General features: G+C 38.2%; 27 protein-coding genes. All 27 read left to right on the forward strand.

What is annotated here, in order from left to right; translation table 11 throughout:
• Positions 1-13 precede the first annotated feature (13 nt).
• Complete coding sequence (gene fliJ / locus L2716_RS05140; RefSeq protein ID WP_236332419.1) at positions 14-460, forward strand: flagellar export protein FliJ; 447 nt, start codon at positions 14-16, stop codon at positions 458-460.
• Between the two features lie 7 nt (positions 461-467).
• Entirely contained in the window at positions 468-1,028 is a 561-nt protein-coding gene (locus L2716_RS05145) for a MotE family protein (RefSeq protein WP_236332424.1), read from the forward strand.
• A 31-nt stretch (positions 1,029-1,059) separates the two neighbouring features.
• Positions 1,060-2,280: a flagellar hook-length control protein FliK gene (locus L2716_RS05150; RefSeq protein WP_236332426.1), complete on the forward strand. Its 1,221-nt coding sequence runs from the start codon at positions 1,060-1,062 to the stop codon at positions 2,278-2,280.
• Positions 2,281-2,286: 6 nt separating this feature from the next.
• The gene (flgD, locus tag L2716_RS05155) at positions 2,287-2,712 is read left to right on the forward strand and encodes a flagellar hook assembly protein FlgD (RefSeq protein WP_236332427.1); all 426 of its coding nucleotides are present in this window, start codon (positions 2,287-2,289) and stop codon (positions 2,710-2,712) included.
• A 25-nt stretch (positions 2,713-2,737) separates the two neighbouring features.
• Positions 2,738-3,109, forward strand: a complete 372-nt coding sequence (locus tag L2716_RS05160; RefSeq protein WP_236332428.1) for a TIGR02530 family flagellar biosynthesis protein — start codon at positions 2,738-2,740, stop codon at positions 3,107-3,109.
• Positions 3,110-3,190: 81 nt separating this feature from the next.
• Complete coding sequence (gene flgG, locus L2716_RS05165; protein WP_236332430.1) at positions 3,191-3,982, forward strand: flagellar basal body rod protein FlgG; 792 nt, start codon at positions 3,191-3,193, stop codon at positions 3,980-3,982.
• A 41-nt stretch (positions 3,983-4,023) separates the two neighbouring features.
• On the forward strand, positions 4,024-4,245 hold the full coding sequence (locus tag L2716_RS05170; protein ID WP_236332432.1) for a flagellar FlbD family protein: 222 nt from the start codon (positions 4,024-4,026) through the stop codon (positions 4,243-4,245).
• Positions 4,235-4,669 carry a flagellar basal body-associated FliL family protein gene (locus tag L2716_RS05175; RefSeq protein WP_236332433.1) on the forward strand — a complete coding sequence of 145 codons (435 nt, stop codon included), beginning with the start codon at positions 4,235-4,237 and terminating at the stop codon, positions 4,667-4,669. The genes L2716_RS05170 and L2716_RS05175 overlap by 11 nt, the downstream gene beginning before the upstream one ends.
• A gap of 31 nt (positions 4,670-4,700) precedes the next feature.
• Entirely contained in the window at positions 4,701-5,699 is a 999-nt protein-coding gene (fliM, locus tag L2716_RS05180; RefSeq protein ID WP_236337803.1) for a flagellar motor switch protein FliM, read from the forward strand.
• Complete coding sequence (gene fliY / locus L2716_RS05185) at positions 5,692-6,852, forward strand: flagellar motor switch phosphatase FliY (RefSeq protein ID WP_236332434.1); 1,161 nt, start codon at positions 5,692-5,694, stop codon at positions 6,850-6,852. Before fliM ends, fliY begins: the two co-directional genes overlap by 8 nt.
• A gap of 18 nt (positions 6,853-6,870) precedes the next feature.
• Positions 6,871-7,236, forward strand: coding sequence for a response regulator (locus tag L2716_RS05190; protein WP_236332437.1), 366 nt, complete (start codon positions 6,871-6,873; stop codon positions 7,234-7,236).
• Positions 7,237-7,248: 12 nt separating this feature from the next.
• Positions 7,249-7,911: a flagellar biosynthetic protein FliO gene (locus L2716_RS05195; protein WP_236332439.1), complete on the forward strand. Its 663-nt coding sequence runs from the start codon at positions 7,249-7,251 to the stop codon at positions 7,909-7,911.
• Positions 7,904-8,578: a flagellar type III secretion system pore protein FliP gene (gene fliP, locus L2716_RS05200; RefSeq protein ID WP_236332441.1), complete on the forward strand. Its 675-nt coding sequence runs from the start codon at positions 7,904-7,906 to the stop codon at positions 8,576-8,578. The genes L2716_RS05195 and fliP overlap by 8 nt, the downstream gene beginning before the upstream one ends.
• A 24-nt stretch (positions 8,579-8,602) precedes the next feature.
• The gene (gene fliQ, locus L2716_RS05205; protein WP_236332443.1) at positions 8,603-8,875 is read left to right on the forward strand and encodes a flagellar biosynthesis protein FliQ; all 273 of its coding nucleotides are present in this window, start codon (positions 8,603-8,605) and stop codon (positions 8,873-8,875) included.
• A 7-nt stretch (positions 8,876-8,882) separates the two neighbouring features.
• Positions 8,883-9,656, forward strand: coding sequence for a flagellar biosynthetic protein FliR (gene fliR, locus L2716_RS05210; RefSeq protein ID WP_236332445.1), 774 nt, complete (start codon positions 8,883-8,885; stop codon positions 9,654-9,656).
• Position 9,657: 1 nt separating this feature from the next.
• Entirely contained in the window at positions 9,658-10,740 is a 1,083-nt protein-coding gene (gene flhB / locus L2716_RS05215) for a flagellar biosynthesis protein FlhB (RefSeq protein ID WP_236332447.1), read from the forward strand.
• A 34-nt stretch (positions 10,741-10,774) separates the two neighbouring features.
• The gene (gene flhA, locus L2716_RS05220) at positions 10,775-12,811 is read left to right on the forward strand and encodes a flagellar biosynthesis protein FlhA (RefSeq protein WP_236332449.1); all 2,037 of its coding nucleotides are present in this window, start codon (positions 10,775-10,777) and stop codon (positions 12,809-12,811) included.
• Positions 12,808-13,944 (forward strand): flagellar biosynthesis GTPase FlhF, encoded by a 1,137-nt coding sequence (gene flhF, locus L2716_RS05225; RefSeq protein WP_236332451.1) that lies wholly within the window; start codon positions 12,808-12,810, stop codon positions 13,942-13,944. Before flhA ends, flhF begins: the two co-directional genes overlap by 4 nt.
• Entirely contained in the window at positions 13,937-14,806 is an 870-nt protein-coding gene (locus L2716_RS05230; RefSeq protein ID WP_236332453.1) for a MinD/ParA family protein, read from the forward strand. Before flhF ends, L2716_RS05230 begins: the two co-directional genes overlap by 8 nt.
• Entirely contained in the window at positions 14,803-15,873 is a 1,071-nt protein-coding gene (locus L2716_RS05235) for a protein-glutamate methylesterase/protein-glutamine glutaminase (protein ID WP_268963945.1), read from the forward strand. The genes L2716_RS05230 and L2716_RS05235 overlap by 4 nt, the downstream gene beginning before the upstream one ends.
• Before the next feature lie 14 nt (positions 15,874-15,887).
• A complete protein-coding gene (locus tag L2716_RS05240) occupies positions 15,888-17,876 on the forward strand; it encodes a chemotaxis protein CheA (protein ID WP_236332455.1) in 1,989 nt (662 codons plus the stop codon).
• Between the two features lie 13 nt (positions 17,877-17,889).
• Entirely contained in the window at positions 17,890-18,375 is a 486-nt protein-coding gene (locus tag L2716_RS05245) for a chemotaxis protein CheW (protein WP_236332456.1), read from the forward strand.
• Positions 18,372-19,010: a chemotaxis protein CheC gene (locus L2716_RS05250; RefSeq protein WP_236332458.1), complete on the forward strand. Its 639-nt coding sequence runs from the start codon at positions 18,372-18,374 to the stop codon at positions 19,008-19,010. Before L2716_RS05245 ends, L2716_RS05250 begins: the two co-directional genes overlap by 4 nt.
• Positions 19,003-19,506, forward strand: coding sequence for a chemotaxis protein CheD (locus tag L2716_RS05255; RefSeq protein ID WP_236332460.1), 504 nt, complete (start codon positions 19,003-19,005; stop codon positions 19,504-19,506). The genes L2716_RS05250 and L2716_RS05255 overlap by 8 nt, the downstream gene beginning before the upstream one ends.
• A gap of 43 nt (positions 19,507-19,549) precedes the next feature.
• A complete protein-coding gene (locus tag L2716_RS05260; protein WP_236332462.1) occupies positions 19,550-20,317 on the forward strand; it encodes a FliA/WhiG family RNA polymerase sigma factor in 768 nt (255 codons plus the stop codon).
• A gap of 180 nt (positions 20,318-20,497) precedes the next feature.
• The gene (locus L2716_RS05265; protein ID WP_236332464.1) at positions 20,498-21,871 is read left to right on the forward strand and encodes a flagellar assembly protein A; all 1,374 of its coding nucleotides are present in this window, start codon (positions 20,498-20,500) and stop codon (positions 21,869-21,871) included.
• Between the two features lie 42 nt (positions 21,872-21,913).
• The gene (locus L2716_RS05270) at positions 21,914-22,402 is read left to right on the forward strand and encodes a DUF6115 domain-containing protein (protein ID WP_236332466.1); all 489 of its coding nucleotides are present in this window, start codon (positions 21,914-21,916) and stop codon (positions 22,400-22,402) included.
• Positions 22,403-22,469 lie beyond the last annotated feature (67 nt).

The raw sequence follows: 22,469 nt of genomic DNA on the forward strand, positions 1-22,469 counted from the left end.
GGAGTGTTGGATAATGACTTTTCAATTTCGGATGGATCAAGTCTTAGACTTTAAACAACATGAGCAAGAGCTTACACAAAAAGAGTTTAATGACCATCAAACACAATTTGAGGAAATCGGCTATGAGTTATACGGGATATTAAAGAAGAAAGAGCTATTGCAAGAAGAGCAGAATCAAAGAATTCAAACAGGCGAACAGATTAAATCCATTCAACAAATTAATATTTATATCGATCAGTTAGACCAGAGACTAAAAGTCTTGCAAGTGAAGTTAAATCACGCGAGAGAGACAATGAATACTACACACGAACGTCTTATTACTCAAACGATCGATGTTAAGAAGTATGAAAAGTTGAAAGAGAAACAGTTTAACCGATATCAACAACATTTGTATCAAGAGGAAATCAAACATACAGATGAAATTGCAGTTCTTAGGCATTCTAGAAATGAAATCAGGTGAGTTGCTTTTGGAAAAGAAAACAAATAAAGCTTTATGGTTCTTACTTGTCATAGTCGTTCCACTATTATTTGCCGCTTCATTAGTTGTTATCATATTTTCGCTCAACGGTGTAAATGTGATCGATAAAGGTAAGCATTATGCCGCTCAAATTCCTATTGTTTCAAACTGGGTATCCACAGACAATGTGCAAGAAAGATCTACGGAAGAAATGATTTTGTCACTTGAACGACAAGTTCAATCGTTAAAGAAGAAAAATGAACAAGCCCAAGCTGAAGTCGTTCAAAAAGAAGAGACGATTACTCAACAACAGTCTGACCTTGTTCGTTTGAAAGATCAGCTCCAAAAAAAAGAAGTTGAAGCCGAGAAAAAAGATGATGCACTAAATAATATCACTGAAGTTTATGGGACGATGTCACCAGGCAGTGCAGCAAAAATCTTTGAAACGATGGAGACTTCTGAGTCAGCACTTATACTTACGAATTTGGATACAGAAATACAAGCGGAAATTCTGGCTGAAATGGAGCCTTCTCTCGCTGCAGATTTAACAAAATTATTAGCTGAAGGTTGATCAAATAAAAACATTGAAAGGGGGTGAAACAATGAATACGACAACCATCATGATGAACCCAGTTAAGTTTCAAGGACAAATTAAGGCACAAAGCGGGAATGGTACGGAGAGCAAAGGCGCTTTTCAAAGTATGATATCCGAGCAACTATCTAATTTAACAAGCATTGAATCATCTGTAGAAGGATTAAATCTTGAGCAAATGATGAATATGCTTGAAGAATTTAGACTTGTTTATAATCAAGAAACTGGAGAGAACTTAAGTTTAGATCAATTAATTCAACAAATAAAAAAAGAGTTGGGTCAAGCTGATCTAAGTTCTACTACGTCATTACCTGATGTTAGTATACTCATACAACAAATGGGAATTTCTAAATCTTTAATCAGTAAAGAAACTACAATGAGTTCTGTGACAAGAGAAGAAAAATTAATATCTAAAATGCAGTTAGCAGCCAATAATCAGAGTACAGCAAACAATGGGGTTCTCCACGAGTTGATGAAATTTATGAAGAATACGAGTATCGATCGTCCACTTCCTATTCTACAAAATATCAAACAACTGTTATCTCAGATACAAGAAAAGCCGAATCAATCTCCTCAATCTATGAACCGTATTAGGCAAACAGCTATTTCAAATGCGAATCAACCGTCGTTATACATACATACAAAGAATCAGCAACTCATTCAGAATACGAATTCACAGATGAATAACAACGGGACTCTACTATCCAATGAACCCACATTAACTCAAGGGGTCTTGACATCGACAACACCTTCTTTAATGAGCAAAGTGGAACAACTAGTCATACATGCTCCTCAAGATGGTGATTCACACGCTCGATTTACGAATGAAATTGCAAAGGTCATGAATAGGGGAAGACTGTTGACTCTACCGAATGGGAGTACGCAAATTTCCATTAAACTATTTCCTGAAAACTTAGGTGCACTTGACGTGCAAATTGTGCAACGTAATGGTGAAATTGCTGCAAAGATTATTGCTTCTACTGCACAAGCTAAAGAACTTATTGAGACGAACTTAAATCAACTTAGACATGTCCTGCAAGGTCAGAATGTAACAGTCAACCAAATTGAAGTGAGTAGTCAGACGCCTGATTGGATGAATGATAGTAGAGAAAAGGGTGAACAACACGCTTCGTCAAATAAAGACCGAGATGAAAGTCGGGATGAAGAAGAAAATGAACCCCAATCCTTCCAGCAATGGTTGGATGAAATGGAGATCGAAGTGGAGGTTTAATCCAAAATGGATAATAAGATTGATCAAAGCCTTTTTTTGCCAGAAACACAAATTCGAAAGACTGGTAGCTCTAATCTAGGAAAAGATGATTTCCTAAAAATACTTGTAGCACAGCTAGCTAACCAAGATCCATTAAAACCGATGGAAGATAAAGAATTCATTTCACAGATGGCTAATTTTTCAAGTCTTGAGCAAATGGTGAATATGAATCAAACATTAAATAGTTGGGTCGCTCATCAGAATAATGGACAACTCCTACAGTATAGCGAGTTGATCGGCAAGCAAGTGACATGGTCTGAATCGACTGATGATGGTACCGTCACACATACTGGCACAGTTGCTAAAATCCATTTTGAACAAGGTGAAACAACAATCGAATTAGATGATGGAACAAAAGTAACGCCTGCTCAAGTAACTACACTTTCTGCCTGAAAAGCAAACGTAATGAGGTGATCCAATGCAACGAATTTATCAATCGCCGATCACTTCAAGCATACAACCAAATAGTAAAGTGGTCGCAAGTAATAAACGAGATACTTCTACATTTAAAGATTATTTGCATGGTCAAGTTAAAGAATTAAAAGTTTCAAAACATGCAGGGACAAGATTAGCTGAAAGAAATATCAATATTGATCAACCAACTTGGGACAGAATTAGTATAAAGTTATCAGAAGCAAACGATAAAGGGATAAAAGACTCCTTAGTTCTCGTAGGTGAAGCCGCACTTGTCGTAAACACAGACAATAATACAGTCATCACTGCAATGAACCGTAAAGAAGCTTCTGATCATATATTTTCAAACATAAATGGTGCGATCGTCTTAAATTAAGAGCTGGACCTTTTAAGGAAGCTCTATTACTACTGACCGACTGAAGTAGTAATTCTTTGAAATTCGAAAGGGGAAAAAAACATGCTTCGATCAATGTATTCAGGAATTAGTGGAATGAAAAATTTCCAATCAAAGTTGGATGTTCTAGGAAACAACATTGCAAATGTAAACACATATGGTTTTAAAAAAGGAAGAACGACATTTAAGGATCTTGTATCTCAACAAATTTCAGGTGCTAGTGCACCAAATGCAAACCGTGGTGGAGTGAATCCAAAGCAAGTAGGGCTAGGTTCACAACTATCAACAATCGATACCATCCACACGCAAGGAAGTTTACAAACAACAGGACGTCCCCTTGATCTTTCAATTTCAGGTGACGGATACTTTATTGTTTCTGATGGTACAAACGAATTCTACACGAGAGCTGGAAATTTTTATTTAGATGAACAAGGAACCCTTGTAAACTCTGATGGACTAAAATTACAAGATTCTAACCGAGCCAACATCACGATCCCGACTGATGCAGAAAGCTTCAGTATTGGTAGCGATGGAAGTGTCACTTATATTCAAAATGGAACACTTAACGCAAATCCACAACAAATCGCCATCTCTAAATTTGCGAACAATGGTGGACTAGAAAAGGCAGGTAGTAACCTTTACCAACAAACAACAAACTCAGGAGCATCAACAATTACTACACCAGGGCAAAATGGCTCAGGGGAAATCGTAGCTGGGACACTAGAAATGTCTAATGTAGATCTATCGGAAGAATTTACTGAAATGATCGTTGCCCAACGTGGATTCCAAGCTAATACGAGAATCATAACGACATCTGATGAAATATTACAAGAGCTCGTCAATTTAAAGAGATAAGTGAGGTGAATAGGGCTGGTGGGAGCTAGCCCAATAATCTTATGATTGAACTCACAAAATTAAACGGACAGAGATTTACACTCAACGCCATTTATTTTGAACAAATACAAGCCTTTCCAGATACGACAATTACATTAACAAATGGAAGGAAGTTTGTGGTAAGAGATTCCGTTGAAGAAGTCCAGGAGGCAGTGAAAGAATTTTACCAACATATTTCTATAATTGGTTGGCCTGCCCAAAAGGAGAAAGATGATGAAAGGTAGTTTAGTAAAAACGATGGTGGTTATGCTATCAGCTATTACGATCTTAGCTATTGCTGGTTTCGTTATTTACATAACCTTATTCTCAACAGATAAAGAAAAAGCGACAGATAAAATGACTGCATCAGAAGTTGTAGACTTATCGATAAACACTGATGAAATTATGACGAATTTGGCAGACGAAGGGTTTGCAAAGGTTACATTCCGTATTCAAGTTGACAATAAGAAAGCAAAGGAAGAACTAGAGACACGCATGTTTCAAGTTCGGAACTCAATCATTTATCAATTGTCAGCGACAAATAGCAGTGACCTTCAAGGTCCAAAAGGGATAGAAGCACTTGAAAATAATTTACAAACAACGATCAACGGCTACTTGGAGAGTGGAAAGGTCGTTCGTGTTTTCACAACAGAGAAAATTGTACAATAACTCCACGAATTAATGCAGAAAAGGGGTGAGGCTGATGGCTGAAGTACTCTCACAAAATGAAATTGATGCACTATTATCAGCATTGTCTACTGGAGAAATGGATGCAGAAGAGCTAAAAAAAGAAGAAGCAGAAAAGAAAGTCAAAGTTTATGACTTCAAACGCGCCTTGCGATTCTCCAAAGATCAGGTAAGAAGTTTAACTCGAATACATGAAAATTATGCGAGACTTCTAACCACCTTCTTCTCAGCCCAGTTACGTACATATGTACAAATTTCTGTTGCATCTGTCGATCAAATACCATACGAAGAATTTATTCGTTCTATACCAAAAATGACGATTCTGAATTTGTTTGAAGCACCTCCACTAGAAGGTCGTTTACTTATTGAAGTCAATCCAAACATCGCTTACGCAATGCTTGATCGGGTACTTGGTGGACAAGGCAATGGAATGAATAAGATTGATAGTTTAACAGAAATTGAAACAAAGATTATGAATCAGTTGTTTGAAAAGGCATTAGACAGCTTTGGTGAAGCATGGGGGACAATTCAAGAGGTGGAACCTGAAATGGTGGACTTTGAAGTGAATCCACAATTTCTACAAATGGTCTCACCTAATGAAACGGTAGTGGTCATCTCTTTCACAACTACAATTGGGGAAACGAGTGGAATGATTAATATTTGTTTACCTCATGTTGTGTTAGAACCTATCATACCTAAACTTTCGGTTCATCATTGGATGCAAAAGAAGCAAAGAGAAAGATTGCCCGAAGAAGTTGAGAAACTGGAGAGTCGTGTCAAGAATGCGGTGCTACCACTTACCGCGGAGTTAGGCAAATGCGACATATCGGTACAAGAATTCCTTTCCCTTGCTAAACATGATGTGTTAGAACTTGACCAAAAGATTTCTAATCCGTTGACGATTAGCGTACAAGGTAAAAACAAGTTTATAGGTCAGCCAGGAAAGGTGAGGAATCAAATGGCGGTTCAAGTGATAGACGTTTACGAAAAGGAGGAGTTATTCAATGAGTAATGACATGCTCTCCCAAGAAGAAATAGATGCATTATTGAATGGTGGGAACAAAGATTCCCAATCAGACGTTGAAGAACTTTTGACTAGTATTGAAAAAGATGCAATCGGTGAAGTCGGTAATATATCATTTGGTAGTGCGGCTACTGCATTATCGACATTATTGAATCAAAAAGTTGAAATAACAACACCAACAGTCGAGGTTGTTAAGAAGGAGGATCTACAGAATGAGTTCCCGAAACCGCATGTTGCGGTAAATGTAAGCTATACGGAGGGCTTTGATGGATCCAACCTACTGGTAATCAAAACAACTGATGCACAAATCATTGCAGACCTTATGCTAGGTGGTGATGGTACCAATCCCCACGGAGAACTTGGTGAACTACATTTAAGCGCAGTGCAAGAGGCGATGAATCAAATGATGGGTTCAGCTTCTACGTCAATGTCAACTGTCTTCAATAAAAGAGTGGACATATCTCCACCAAGTATCGATTTAATGGATATCCATACTGATGATGGGACAGATCTTATACCTGATGTAGATATGTTAGTGAAGGTTGCGTTCAAGTTGAAGGTTGGAGATCTAATAGATTCGCAAATTATGCAGCTTGTACCACTAGAATTTGGTAAGGATTTAGTTGATCAACTTATGAATCCAGAACAAAATACAGAAGCTGCAGTTGAAGTGAATCAAGTGGAACGACAAGAAGAGAAACAGCAACCAGCAACACCTGCCGCATCGCCACACAGAGAGGCACAACCACAAGTGAATAGCCAACCACCTGCCAGAAGAGAGGAACACCGAGAGCAGCCTACTTATCAAAATACTAGAAATGAGAATGTTCACCCAGCTGCTTTTTCAGACTTTTCATCACATGAGCCTGTATCTGTTGATCAAAGAAACTTGGATATGCTATTGGATATTCCGTTGCAGGTTACAGTTGAACTAGGTCGCACAAAACGATCAGTAAAAGACATATTGGAATTATCTCAAGGTTCTATCATCGAGCTTGATAAATTAGCGGGTGAACCAGTAGATATACTTGTGAATCAAAAGTTAATTGCAAAAGGTGAAGTAGTGGTCATTGATGAAAACTTCGGTGTCAGAGTCACAGAAATCATGAGTCAGAGAGACCGCTTAGAAAAACTACAATAACATTAGGGGGAAAATGTAATGGCAAATCGTATTTTAATAGTTGATGATGCAGCATTTATGAGAATGATGATCAAGGATATCTTAAGCAAAAATGGATTTGAAATTGTAGGTGAAGCAAGTGACGGAGCGCAAGCCGTTGAATTATATAAAGAACACACACCCGACCTCGTTACAATGGATATCACAATGCCAGAAATGGATGGTATTACTGCATTAAAGGAAATTCGTGGTATGAATCCAGATGCTAAAGTGATCATGTGTTCTGCAATGGGGCAGCAAGCGATGGTTATCGATGCGATTCAAGCAGGTGCAAAAGACTTCATCGTAAAACCATTCCAAGCGGATCGTGTTATCGAAGCAATTAAGAAAACTCTTGAAGCATAAGTAGGTGCTATTTTGAGTTGTAAAATATGGACGAGTGTTCTCCTGGTAATTGCCGTATTATCAGGGGGACCAACATACATCTATGCAAATACAAACGATGCTCCAGAGGATTGTAAGACAGTCGCAGAATGTGTACCTAAGGAAACAAAAGATGACTCATCTAAGGAACATCAAGAACAACAAGAACAACCGCAACTTAAACAGAGCTCTGATGTGTCTACGGTCGGAACAACTCTAAAAGTATTGTTCGCGCTTGCCTTTGTAGTGGCTTTACTCATTATTATCTTGAAATTATTGCATAAACGTACCCAAGTTATACAACAGGGTAAAGGCATTCAAACGTTGGGTGGTGCGATGCTTGGCAACCAGCGATCGGTTCAATTAGTGAAGATTGGTAAACGAATTCTTGTAGTCGGGGTTGGGGATAATGTCGAGTTAATTAAAGAAATAGAGGACCCGGATGAAATTGCAACATTCATGCAAATGAATGAAGGAATATCTAACAGAGCAGTGGAAAGTGAAGGCTTGTCTAGCTGGATTAATAAATTATTAACGAAACAAGATGGGTCACGAAATTCTGATTTCAAACAGATTCTGAACAAACAATTAGCAGATTCCAAGAAAAATCGGAAATCGATACTCGAATCGTTGAGGAAAGGTCAAGACAATGATTGAACTTCCTGGCATTAGTAATGAACTGTTTAATAGTAGTCCTGAGAGCGTAGCAACGACTGTTCGCTTACTTGTCTTGTTAACAGTGCTTTCACTAGCTCCAGCATTTCTAGTATTAATGACCTCATTTACAAGAATTATAGTCGTTCTATCATTCGTAAGGAATGGGCTTGCTACTCAGCAAATGCCACCTAACCAAGTACTAATCGGCTTAGCACTTTTTCTTTCATTCTTTATAATGGGTCCTGTCCTATCTGATGTGAACGATCAAGCTTTGACACCTTTTCTTGAAGGGGAGATTTCTCAAGAGGAGGCAATGGAAAATGCAAGTGTGCCGATGAAAGAATTTATGGCCCAGCATACGAGACAGAAAGATTTAGCGTTATTTATGAACTATACAGGTGAAGAGCGACCTGAAACGATTGAAGATATTCCGTTAACGACTCTGGTTCCTGCTTTTGCCATAAGCGAGCTGAAAACGGCATTTCAAATGGGCTTTATGATTTTTGTTCCATTTTTGGTCATTGACATGATTGTAGCTAGTGTTCTGATGGCTATGGGAATGATGATGCTACCACCTGTAATGATTTCATTACCCTTTAAAATATTGTTATTCGTACTTGTGGATGGCTGGTATCTAATTGTTCGGTCATTACTCGAGAGTTATTAGATTACGTGAAGAGGTGCTACATCATTGGATACACAATTTGTTATTTCACTTGCTGAAAAAGGTGTTTACACCATACTACTCATAAGTGGACCGCTTCTCATCTTGGCTCTTGCAGTAGGACTGTTAGTCAGTATTTTCCAAGCGACAACACAAATTCAAGAGCAAACGTTAGCGTTCATACCAAAGATTGCAGCTGTCCTCGTATCATTAATATTCTTTGGTCCATGGATGCTTTCACAAATGATTTCATTTACACATGATCTTTATAGTAATTTAAATCAATATATTGGGTTGTAGGTAGACGATGGAATTTGTAAATAGTATACCTGTCTTCTTATTAATCTTAGTTAGAGTTACTGGATTCATGGCTACTGTACCGATATTTTCGTACCGAAACATTCCTGTCATTCATAAGATCGGATTATCAATTATTCTCTCATTTTTTATTTTGACAACATTACAATCTCCACTTGTTGCCTTAAACGGAGAATATTTTCTATTAATTATTAAAGAGATGATGATCGGATTAAGTATAGGATTCATTGCATCTATTATTTTATATGCACTTCAAGTTGCCGGAGGGTTCATAGATTTACAAATGGGATTTGCCATAGCCAACGTCTTCGATCCACAGACGGGTATACAATCCCCATTAATCGGAAGGTATCTTTATATCTTTGCTATTTTATTTCTACTAAGTATTGATGCACACCATATGATTTTAAATGGCATATATGAAAGCTATCAATTTGCCCCAATCGATGAATTCGCATTCATGTTTGCAGATGGCAATGTAGCTCGTCTCGTATCAGATACAGTAGTCACGATGTTTTATATCGCTTTTCAAATGGCAATACCAGTTGTCGGTTGTTTATTTTTAGTCGACCTTGCGTTAGGAATTGTGTCTAGGACAGTACCCCAAGTTAACGTTTTTATTGTAGGTTTACCTTTGAAAATATTTGTCAGTTTCTTCGTTCTATTGCTTGTCTTACCCATCATGTTTCAAATGATTGAGGGTTTAGCAATCGATATGCTTGAAGTAATGAGAAAAATGACGAAACTATTAGGTGGTCAATAAAATGAATAAACGGTTCCTTGACCTACAATATTTCTCACAAGAAAAGACAGAACAAGCTACACCTAAGAAACGACAAGATAGTCGCAAAAAGGGTCAAGTTGCTAAATCTAGCGATGTAAATACAGCAATTATTCTCTTGATCGTCTTTTTGTTTCTTTGGCTCATTGCACCATTTATGTTGAATTCATTACTTGGCATTTATCAGACGAGTTTCCGGGAGTTTATCCATTTTGATTTTACGACGGAAAATATTCAACAAGTTATGGCGTCTTTATCTTTTGAAGCAGCCAAAGTTGTAGCTCCCATCTTACTTATCGCAATGGTTGCTGGGGTTGCTGCCAATTACCTTCAGGTAGGTGTATTGTTTTCTACGGATCCTTTGAAAGCAAAGTTTGAACGGATAAATCCATTGAAAGGTTTCAAACGTATTTACTCAATGCGCGCGATTGTAGAATTGCTTAAGTCAATATTAAAGATATCCTTAATCGGATTCGTCACTTTTGCAATTCTTTGGTTAAAGCGTGATGAAGTGCTTACTCTTTCAAAAGGTACTGCTGAACATTCCTTAATGGTAATTGGTGAATTAACCATACAGATGGGGTTAGCCGCCTCGATACTATTGATTCTTCTTGCTGTGTTGGACTATACATATCAGAAGTTCGATTTTGAAAAGAGCATCAAGATGAGTAAACAGGATGTAAAGGATGAACATAAGAAATCTGAAGGAGATCCTTTGATAAAGTCCAAGATTAAGGAAAAACAAAGACAAATGGCGATGCAGAGAATGATGCAAGAAGTACCTCAAGCAGATGTTGTCATTACAAATCCGACACACTATGCGATTGCTTTAAAATATGACGAAGATAAGATGAATGCACCGGTGATCGTTGCTAAAGGTGTCGATTATGTCGCGTTAAAGATTAAAGAAGTTGCAAAACACAACAAAATTGAAACAGTAGAAAACCGGTTATTAGCAAGAAGCCTATACGCACAAGCTGAAATCGGAGATGCCGTTCCTGAGACGTTATTTAAAGCTGTGGCAGAAGTACTAGCGTACGTATACCGATTAAAGAAATTAGTCTAAGCAATACTTTGAACTATAGAAGGAGAGTACAACGATGAAGGCTAGAGATCTGACAGTCCTGCTTAGTGTCATACTGATCATCACGATGTTGATCATCCCGCTACCTACTTGGATGCTCGACTTTCTCATCATTACGAATATTTCATTAGGACTGTTGATCATTCTTATTGCTATGAACACGAATGAGCCTTTGCAGTTTTCGATATTTCCGTCTTTATTGCTCCTTGTAACATTATTTAGGCTTGGATTGAATGTATCCACAACAAGGTCAATCCTTAGTCAAGCTAAAGCAGGGAATGTGATTGATACTTTTGGCTCGTTCGTTGTTGCGGGGAATGTACTCGTAGGATTTGTCGTATTCGTCATTCTCATCATCATACAGTTTGTCGTTATTACGAAAGGGTCAGAGCGTGTTTCTGAAGTCGCTGCAAGATTTACTTTGGATGCGATGCCAGGTAAACAAATGAGTATCGATGCTGATTTAAATGCAGGTTTAATATCTGAACAACAAGCGAGAGAAAGAAGACAAAAGATTGAACAGGAAGCAGATTTTTACGGGGCAATGGACGGAGCGAGTAAATTTGTTAAAGGGGATGCCATTGCTGGGGTAATTATCGTAATCATTAATATGATATTCGGTATTATTATCGGAATGGTACAACAAGGTATGCCTCTTGGAGAAGCAAGTGAGACCTATACATTATTAACAGTAGGTGACGGTCTAGTCAGTCAAATACCTGCTTTAATCATATCAACCGCAACAGGAATCATTGTGACCCGTGCAGCATCAGATGGTAACTTAGGTCAAGATATAAGTAAACAATTACTTGCCTACCCTACAATGCTATATGTTGCTTCTGCGACCATTTTTTTATTGGGCGTTTTTACACCAATTCAAGATATATTTACCCTACCGATTGCTTTATTGCTAGCATTTGGTGCCTTTCAATTAAGTAGAGTTGAAAAGCAAAGAATCGTATCAGAAGAAGAAGTGGAAGAAGATATACAAACAGAAGAATTCAAAAGCCCTGAAAGTGTTGTAAGTTTGCTTCAAGTGGATCCGATTGAATTTGAGTTTGGATATAGTTTGATTCCATTAGCTGACACAAGTCAGGGCGGAGACTTATTAGATCGTATTGTTATGATTCGAAGACAATTGGCGCTCGAGTTGGGTTTGGTTGTCCCTGTTGTTCGGATTCGAGATAATATCCAGCTCCAACCAAATGAATACCGGATCAAAATTAAAGGGAATGAAATTACGAGAGGTGAGTTGTTGTTAGATCATTACCTTGCCATGTCACCTGGTGTAGAGGATCCAGAAATTGTAGGGATCGACACAGTTGAACCAGCATTTGGATTACCTGCTTTATGGATTCCTGATGATTTAAAGGAGCGTGCTGAATTATCTGGGTATACAGTAGTGGACCCTCCCTCAGTAGTCTCCACTCACTTAACTGAGATTATAAAGAAACACGCACACGAATTGTTAGGTCGTCAAGAAATTAAACAGTTAATAGAGCATTTGAAGGAATCACACGCTGCATTAGTAGAAGATGTTACACCTGATCCTTTATCGGTCGGTGAGATTCAAAAAGTATTATCAAAACTATTAAAAGAAAATATCTCAATACGAAATCTCCCGACGATATTCGAAACGCTTGCTGATTATGGACAAATGACAAAAGATACGGATTTACTGACTGAGTATGTTCGGCAGTCATTATCTAGACAAATATCAAAACAATTTGGAGACGATCAGTCCACGCTAAAAGTGATAACACTATCTGGTAGTGTTGAGAAGAGGATTGCTGAGTCTGTTCAGCAAACTGAGCACGGAAACTATTTAGCAATGGATCCAAATGATTCACAAGCCATATTTGACTCAATTACAACCGAAATAAAACGTGTAAATGAAGTGAGTCCGATGAATGTCTTGTTATGCTCACCAGCAGTGAGGATGTATGTGAGACAATTGATCGAAAGATATTTGCCTGATGTAGCAGTACTATCCTATAACGAATTAGAACCAGAACTAGAAGTACAAAGCATTGGGGTGGTGAATGTGTCATGAAAATAAAAAAATATATAGCACCAACGATGCCAGAAGCGATGAGAAAGATTAGAAATGACCTCGGCAGTAATGCTGTCATATTGAATAGTAAAGAAATTCGAACCGGCGGCATATTAGGTTTCTTTACGAAACCTTCCCTTGAAGTTGTAGCAGCATTAGACCCTGAACCTGTTCAAAAAATGCAACATAAGGAAGAAGATCGTACATTTGTCCGGGACCAAACATGGCGTAAAAGTGAACCAAACAATAGTGAAATAAAGAACAAATCAATTGGTGTTGAAATGGAGCATTTGATTAAAATGCTATCCAATCAAAATGTAGAAGCAAATCACCTACCGAAAGAAATTGTACGTGTTGAGTCAATACTTGAGGAACGTGGTATAAACCGAGAAATAAGGGCTGATGTATCGAAGAAGCTTCTTAGAATGTGGTACAAGCAGGATTCCGAACAAGTAGCGAGCCGTTCAATAAACAAATGGCTTAAAGAAATCTTGCTTGAGTTATTGCCTAATGAAGAATTTGGTGGATTTAAATATGATAAGAAATTTCTAAATTTAATAGGGCCAACAGGCGTAGGAAAGACAACGACAATAGCAAAAATAGCTGCAGATGCAGTTCTGAACAAACAAAAGAAAGCAGCAATGATTACTACTGATACGTACCGAATAGCTGCAATAGACCAATTGAAAACATATGCAGAGCTCTTAAATGTTCCTCTAGAAGTTGCGTATAACAGAGATGATTTCAAAAAAGCTCAAGAGCAATTCAAAGATTATGACGTCATACTCGTTGACTCTGCAGGTCGGAACTTTAAGAATGCCCAGTATGTGACAGACCTTGAAAATGTCTATCAGTTTGATGAGGATATGGAAAATTACCTTGTGCTTTCTTTAACTTCTAAGTACTCGGATATGGCTGAAATTGTTAAACAATTCGAACATGTACCCATAAGTAAACTGCTTTTTACAAAGAAGGATGAAACAGACTCATTTGGTGATATGTTAAATATCACTTATGAAACAGGGTTACCGATCGCATATATAACAATTGGTCAAAATGTACCAGATGATATTAATGAAGTTACACCACAGCAAATTGTGGACCTATTGATCGGAGATGGTCCACTTGCGTGATCAGGCTGAAATGCTTAGGCAAAGGTTGAACAATGAATCAAGAACTGCCAAAGTGTGTGCTGTTGTCAGTGGGAAAGGTGGAGTTGGTAAATCCAATTTCACCGTGAATCTCGCTCTTTCACTCATTCAATCTGGCTCGAAAGTCTTATTATTGGATTTGGATATTGGAATGGCCAACTTAGATATCTTGATGGGTGTTCATTCTAAATATACGATCGTTGATATGGTTGAGGAAGAAAGACCGATTATAGAAATGATCGAAACAGGACCTGGAGGGCTTGAATTTATTGCTGGGGGAAATGGACTGAATCATCTCTTTCAACTCAATGACCGTCAATTCAACCATTTTTGCGAACAGATCAACAACATTCAAGATTCCTATGATTATATATTCTTAGATATGGCGGCAGGGGCTTCAAAAGATGGATTGCAATTCATCACAGCAGCTGATCAAATTTTGCTCATCACGACACCAGAGCCTACTGCAATCACTGATGCGTATGCAATGCTTAAATTCGTTCATAAACAAGACCCAAATGTAAATGTGTCCATCACTGTAAATAGAGCTGAAAACCACGCCGAAGGAATAGATATTGCGGATCGCGTACAATATGCATCCCGCCAATTTCTTCAAAAGGAACTTTCTTTACTGGGCGTGTTGCCCGAAGATCCTTCAGTGTTTAAGGCGGTAAAAGTTCAACAGCCTTATCTCTTATATGATCCAAACACTAAAATTTCGAAAGCTATGTTACAGATGACGACCACGTTCAAAAATGGTTCTGAGTATAATCGAACTGCAAAGGATGACGGGTTTATCCAAAAGCTTACGAGATACTTTAAAAGAAAGCAGGGGGTCAAATGAACATAATTAACGTATTAATTGTAGATGATTCAGCATTCATGCGGAAAGTCTTATCTGACCTCCTCTCAAGTGATCCATCCATTAAAGTTGTAGGAACGGCTCGGAATGGAGCAGATGCTCTCGATAAAGTACCGAAACTGAAACCAGACGTCATAACTTTAGATGTGGAAATGCCAATTATGGATGGTCTTCAAACATTGAAAGTTATTGTCGATCAATACGCTATACCTGTCATTATGGTGAGTAGTGTTACAAAGGCAGGAACAACACAAACGATTGAAGCGATGCAAAGCGGTGCAATTGACTTTATTTCTAAGCCATCTGGATCCATCTCGTTAGACATACATAAAGTGCAAGACGAACTTATTCAAAAGGTAAAAGTTGCTTCAAAAGTTAAAATACCAAAAGAATTTAAAGAATTGCCGCCTACAAGCCCAAAGCCTCTTGTAGCAAAGTACTTACTTGACGATAAGAAAAAAGGGGAGTCAATTAGAAAAAAAATTATCACGATTGGCACATCAACGGGTGGACCAAAGGCTTTAGTAGAGGTTATTTCCAAACTTCCTAAAGACCTTAATGCACCTGTAGTAGTTGTACAACACATGCCAAAGGGTTTCACAAAATCATTAGCAGAACGATTGAATAAATTATCAGAATTGAATGTGAAAGAAGCTGTACATGGAGAGATCATACACGATGGCTGGGTATATGTAGCGCCAGGCGGATCTCATTTAAAGATCGAACAACAAAAGGAAGAGCTCATTGTTTCCTTAGACGATGATACACCACCAACAAGGGGACATCGACCTTCAGTTGATGAAATGTATTTCAGTCTTTCCAAACTGAAAGAAGTTGAAAAAATTGCCGTAATTATGACGGGGATGGGCACAGATGGTACGAATGGACTTCTTTCCTTAAAGAACGATTCAAGAACAATAGCGATAGCTGAATCGGAAGCTTCATGTATCGTTTATGGTATGCCAAGATCTGCTATTGCTACAAGACAAGTAGATGATATCGTTCCAGTTAAAGAAATTGCGAGTCGAATCGTACATCACTTAAAGTAGGAGGGTCAATCAATATGGATATGAATCAATATTTAGATGTGTTTGTCGAAGAAAGTAGAGAACATTTGCAAGCAATAAATGAACATATGATGAAGCTTGAAAATTCTCCTACAGATCTTTCAATAATTAATGATATCTTTCGCTCAGCGCATACATTAAAAGGCATGTCTGCCACGATGGGATACGAAGATTTGGCAAGCCTTACCCATCAAATGGAAAATGTACTTGATGCAATCAGACAAGAGAAAATCACTGTTAAAGACATGACGGTAGATGCACTATTTGAATCTGTGGATCACTTAGAAGCTATGGTGGAATCAATCATTGCTGGTGGAGACGGGAAACGGGATGTAAGTGAAATCGTTGGAAATCTTAACCATATTGAAACGGGCAAAGCGGATACGACCATTGACAATCACCAACCCTCACAAATGGGTGGAGAGTTAGACGAATTTCAAAGGTCTATTCTTCAACAATCTGTTGAACAAGGACTTCAACCCTTCTCTGTTACTGTTGAGCTCGAAAAGAGCTGTATGTTAAAAGCAGTAAGAGTTTATATGATTTTTGAAGTCATTGAACAAATTTCTGAAGTCATTCAATCTACCCCATCGGTCAGCGACCTTGAAGAAGAGAAGTTTGAACAATCATTTACGGTCACACTCATATCTGAGTCAAAGGCAAATGAAATTAAAGATAAGATTAGCAACGTCTCTGAAGTGGACAATGTATCTGTAACACCAATAGAGGTTGGTCAATTGAGCAATGTTGAATCGGCTGCTGCTATTGAAGTAGAGCAACCTGAAATGAAGAAGAAAGAAACAGATGCACCTAAAGAGAACACAAATAAACCTGTTAATAACAAAACAATGCGGGTTAATATTAGTAGACTCGATGCTTTAATGAATTTATTTGAAGAACTTGTCATTGATCGAGGGCGGTTAGAAGCATTAGCGAAAGATATTGACAATAGTAGTTTGACAGACACTGTTGAACACATTACTCGTTTAACCGGAGATTTACAAGATTCATTGCTAACGATGCGAATGGTTCCGATAGATCAAGTATTTAATCGTTTCCCACGCATGATTAGAAGCTTATCAAAAGAGCTTGGAAAGAAAATTAATTTCACAATTACAGGTGGAGAAACAGAACTGGATCGTACTGTTATTGATGAAATTGGAGACCCTCTTGTACATTTACTTCGGAATTCGGTTGATCATGGTATTGAAATGCCTGAAAAGCGAGTAAAAGCAGAGAAACCTGAGGAGGGTACCATTTCTTTAACTGCTTATCATAGTGGTAACCACATTTATATCGAGATAGAAGATGATGGTGGAGGTATTAATAGAGAGAAAGTACTCGAGAAAGCAATCGAAAATAATATCGTTAAAGAATCTATGGCAGACGGAATGGAAGATCATGAAGTTTATCAGTTGTTGTTCGCTTCAGGGTTCAGCACTGCTGATACAGTTTCTGATATATCCGGGAGAGGTGTAGGACTCGATGTCGTTAAAAGTAAGATAGAGTCTCTCGGTGGATCTATATCTGTAACCTCTAAAACAGGTGAAGGGTCTAAATTTGCAATTGAACTACCTCTTACATTATCTATTTTGTCCGTTATGTTGATTACGACAGGATCAGAAACATATGCCATACCATTATCGAACATTGTAGAAAGTATTATGATCCCTAAGAGTGAGGTATTGAAGGCACATAATCAACTCGTCATTGATTTTCGTGGCAGAGTGGTTCCTCTCCTCTCCCTTAAAGAAGTGTTAGGTGTAGAAGGTACTTCTAAGGAGAAAGATCAATATTCAATCGTAGTCGTAAGAAAAGGTGATCAGATGGCTGCATTAATCGTTGATGATTTTATTAGTCAGCAGGAGGTTGTGCTTAAGCCATTAGGTGATTATTTAGCGAATGTATTTGCAATTTCTGGCGCAACAATTCTTGGCGATGGAAAGGTGTCATTAATTCTAGATTGTAATGATTTGATCAAATAAGGGAGGATTTATTATGTCAGAATTGAAAACAGTAGAAACAGAGATGAAAGCAATTGTATTCCAATTGATGGATGAGGAATATGGCGTTGATGTCCATCAAGTACGCTCAATTGAACGTATGCAAGAAATAACCAGAGTTCCAAGAACGCCCTCCTTTGTGAAAGGAGTCATTAATCTCCGAGGTATCGTAACACCTGTCATTGATTTAAGAAGTCGCTTTGATTTAGAAGAATCTGAACATACGGAAGAAACCAGAATCATCATTGTCAATGCAAATGATATTGAAGTCGGAATGATCGTTGACGCCGCAAATGATGTCATTGATGTTCCTGTGAATGCCGTTGAACAAGCCCCTAAAGTCGTTGGAGGCGTTGATGCAGAATACTTGGACGGAGTAGCTAAACTTGAAAAAAGACTCCTTATACTATTAAATCTTGAAAAGGTACTGAACCCTGAAGAAATGGATTCGTTAAGGAATTTTAAGGAGCAAAGTGAATGATCACGCCGGAACGATTATCTGACTTGCACAAAGATATTCTAAAAGAAATTGGGAATATCGGAGCAGGTCATGCTGCAACAGCATTATCCGGTTTAGTTAATAAAGCAATAGATATGCATGTCCCTTCAGTTAAATTAGCTCGCTTCCATGAAGTGACAGATTTGGTGGGTGGTGAAGAAACAGTAGTTGCAGCCACCTTCCTTAGAGTAACTGGTGATGCACCAGGGAATATGTTTTTTATTTTGACAATTGACGAAGCAGTTTCCTACTTGAAAGATTTAACGGGAGATAACCGGATCGATGAAGAAAGTATTCTTGCTTGTGATATGACTAGGTCAGCATTACAAGAAACTGGGAATATATTAGCGGGATCATATCTATCATCATTTTCCGACTTTACAGGCTTACATTTATCTCCATCAGTACCTCATTTAACTGTGGACATGGCGGGGGCGATTTTATCCGCAGGACTCGTAGAAATGTCACAGGTGAGTGATTATGCAATCATCATTGATACACAATTAAAGGAATCAGAGGGTGAACGGACAGGAATTGATGGACATTTTCTGTTACTCCCTGATCCGGACTCATTCGAAAAAATCTTCTACTCACTTGGAGTCCCGTTAGATGAATAAAACAAAGACTGAAACCATTCAGGTGAAAATTTCAGATTATCAGCTTGCTCAACCGTCTCAAATACTGAAAACAACTGGATTAGGATCTTGCATTGGCGTAGTAATTTATCATCCATCTAAACAAGTAGCAGGCATGGCACATGTGATGCTTCCGAGTTCAAAGCTATCAAAAGGCAGTACGTTTAATTTAGCAAAATACGCAGATACAGCAATACCAGAAATGGTCAATGAAATGAAACAAACCTTTAAGGTGAGTCCAACGCAATTAATTGCCAAAATGGCTGGTGGCGCTCAAATGTTTCAATTTACTGGGAAGAGTGAAGCATTACGAGTGGGACCTAGAAATGCTGAAGCAGTTAAGGAAGCGTTGGAAATATTGAAGATACCACTCGTTGCTGAAGATGTTGGTGGACAGAACGGCAGAACAATTGAATTCAACACAGATGACAATATGCTTTCTATAAGGACAATCCATAAAGGGATCACAACCATATAGAAGTATCCATGGATGGAAGAGTATGATGACAAGGAGGGATAGGATGCGTAAGGGGGCGACTTCTGAAGCGAATACACATTGGGAAAACTGGGCAAAGTTTCGTGATAAAGATTCGTGTGAGGCATTATTGGAATTACATTTACCTCTAGTTCAGTATCACGTACAACGTATCGCAGTCGGATTACCAAGGAATGTCAACAAGGATGAATTACGTAGCCATGGTCTTTTAGGGTTGTATGATGCCTTGAAGAAATTCGATCCAACAAGGGATTTGAAGTTCGACACATATGCTTCATTCCGTATAAGAGGTGCAATCTTAGATGGTCTGCGAAGAGAAGATTGGCTGCCACGTTCATTGAGGGAAAAGACAAAGAAAATCGAATCTGCGATTGAGAGAATGGAACAGGAGAGAATGCGATCTGTCAGTGCTGCAGAAGTTGCTGAGGAAATCAACTTTTCTGAGGAAGAAGTACTGACGATTATGTCAGAGAGTTTCTTAGCGAATGTCCTTTCAATTGATGAAGAGAACAAAGATAGTGACACAAGTGAAAAAGTAGGATATACAATAGAAGATAAGAAAGTAGAAACACCTGAAAACCTTATGTTAACAGGTGAATTACATACTCACCTTGCGGAAGTGATCAAAGAATTGAATGAGAAAGAGCAACTCGTTGTGAGTTTGTTCTATTATGAAGAATTAACACTAACAGAAATTGGACACGTACTAGGCTTGTCAACTTCTCGTATTTCACAAATCCATTCGAAATCACTTTTTAAACTTAAAGGTGTACTTAAGAAGTATTTGAATTAAAGACGAACAGAATGTCGCTTTTAGTTGATCATTTCATAGAACAAAACATCCTTATAGGAAAAGTCATGAGGCTGGGTGTAACTACATTGTCAACTACATGATTGTTGAAGGGCTGAACCAAAGAAAGTTTTGGTAAGCCCTCTTTCAGTATCTGCATCTCATTTATTAGGGGGGAATATTGTGGGGATTGATCTCATTTCAGAAAGTGTTCAGTTGAAAGTTAAAGAGAATGGCATGAGTGCCATTCTTGTTCCAACTTCGTCCGTTAAGGAAGCGGTTACATTAGATGCTCTTCTTGATTTCCTAACGGATAACCAAATTATTTATGGAATTAATCTGGATGTCTTGGAGTCAATTGTAGTTGACTTAGATAACTGGAACGAGCCGATTAAGATTGCAGAAGGTATGAAACCAGTAGACGGTGAGCCTGGATACATTAGTCCCGTCTTAAATGAAACCGAATCTACGAATTTAGAAGCACGTTTTGTTGATTTGAGATCTCCCACACGTATTCAATCAGTCAAAAAAGGTGATCTGATCGCTAAGATTGTTCCACATACACTCGGTACGGATGGAATGAATGTTATGGGAGAAAAAGTTGTAGCAAAGCCTGGTAAGCCACTCCAAGTAAAGGAAACAAAACATACCAAGGTAGATTTTACTACTAACAAAATTATTGCACGCTCAGATGGACAAGTAAGCTACCAAAAGCGATCTGTTCACGTATTCCCTGTATATGAAGTAAATAGCGACTTAGACTTAAACACAGGGAATTTGTCGTTTACAGGAAATATTCATATACATGGAGATGTCCCCTCTGGCTATACGATAAGCGCAGATGGTGACGTGAGGATCGCGGGTTCTGTTGAGGCATCAGATATTCAAGCAGGTGGATCTATATTCATACGTGATGGAATTTCTGGACAAGGAAAAGGAACGATCAGTGCTGGTTGCGATGTTAGAACAGGGTATATTAATCAAGGCTCTGTTACGGCCGGCGGTGATCTACACACAGGTCTGATTAACCATAGTTATGTTCAAGTAGACGGATCAGTTTTTTGTGAAAAGGATAAAGGAATCATTCATGGAGGGAGCATCTCTGCTGGAGTAAATGTTCATGTTAAGCAGGCTGGGAACGAACTTATGTCGAAAACACAGTTTTATTTTGGTGTTCCCCAACATGTTATTCGTCAAAGTGATCATTTATCGTCTAAGGTAAAAGAAGAAGAGGAGAACTTGAAAAAGTTACTCAAGCTACAATCAAGAATAGAGCAAAAGAATGAAGATGATCGAACCACCCAAGAAAGAGTCCTCCTTCTTAAAATCAAAAACACATTTAATCAGTCAGAAAATCTAGTAAAACAACTTCAATCTGAGCTGGACATCGTTCGGGAGGATTTTGTAGAGGTCACTAACCATTCTTTGTTTGTTCGTGGAGTTGTATTTCCAGGAGTTGAAACAACCTTCGGTAAATATAAGAGAGTATTAAAATCTGAATATAAGGCAGTAGAAATGAAACTCGTATCGGGCGAGGTCATCATCAAGCACTTGTAATGTTTGCAAATGGAATTTATGTATTCCGGATTGGAGGGAAAGATGACGGGATTTATACTCGGAATCAGCTTTGTCATTCACATCATAACACTTCTCTCATTAATTGTTTTATGGAAGAGATACCAAGCCAATGACCACCAAGAAATCCAAAGGGCAAAGAAAGAAATGGAAGACATATTAGTCGCTTATACGACTGAAATGAAAGAAGAGAATGATGCATTCCTACTAGAATTACGTCAAGTAGCAAACCAGTCACCTAAACCACATGACGGCCAGACAGATATAACCCTTAATAAGCAAAATGAAAATGAAGAACAAGTAAATGATAAACCAGCAGCAGCGCAAACTGAAGATACAATTGATTACGCCCCACCGATCAATTATGAAGAAGAGACATACGGACCATCCCTAATTTCACAAGTACTTTCCTTACAAGGTAGAGGTTTATCACTAGACGAAATCGCTAAATCTTTGAACAAGGGCAAAGGTGAAATAGAGTTAATGATAAAATTTCATCAAGATGGACAATAGATACTTGCTAGATTCATCTGGTATATGTTATATTTATTCTCGGTGTTTAGTTAGTTGAAATAATTTA

It is taken from the genome of Pseudalkalibacillus berkeleyi (genome assembly GCF_021608225.1).
Lineage (GTDB): Bacteria > Bacillota > Bacilli > Bacillales > Fictibacillaceae > Pseudalkalibacillus > Pseudalkalibacillus berkeleyi.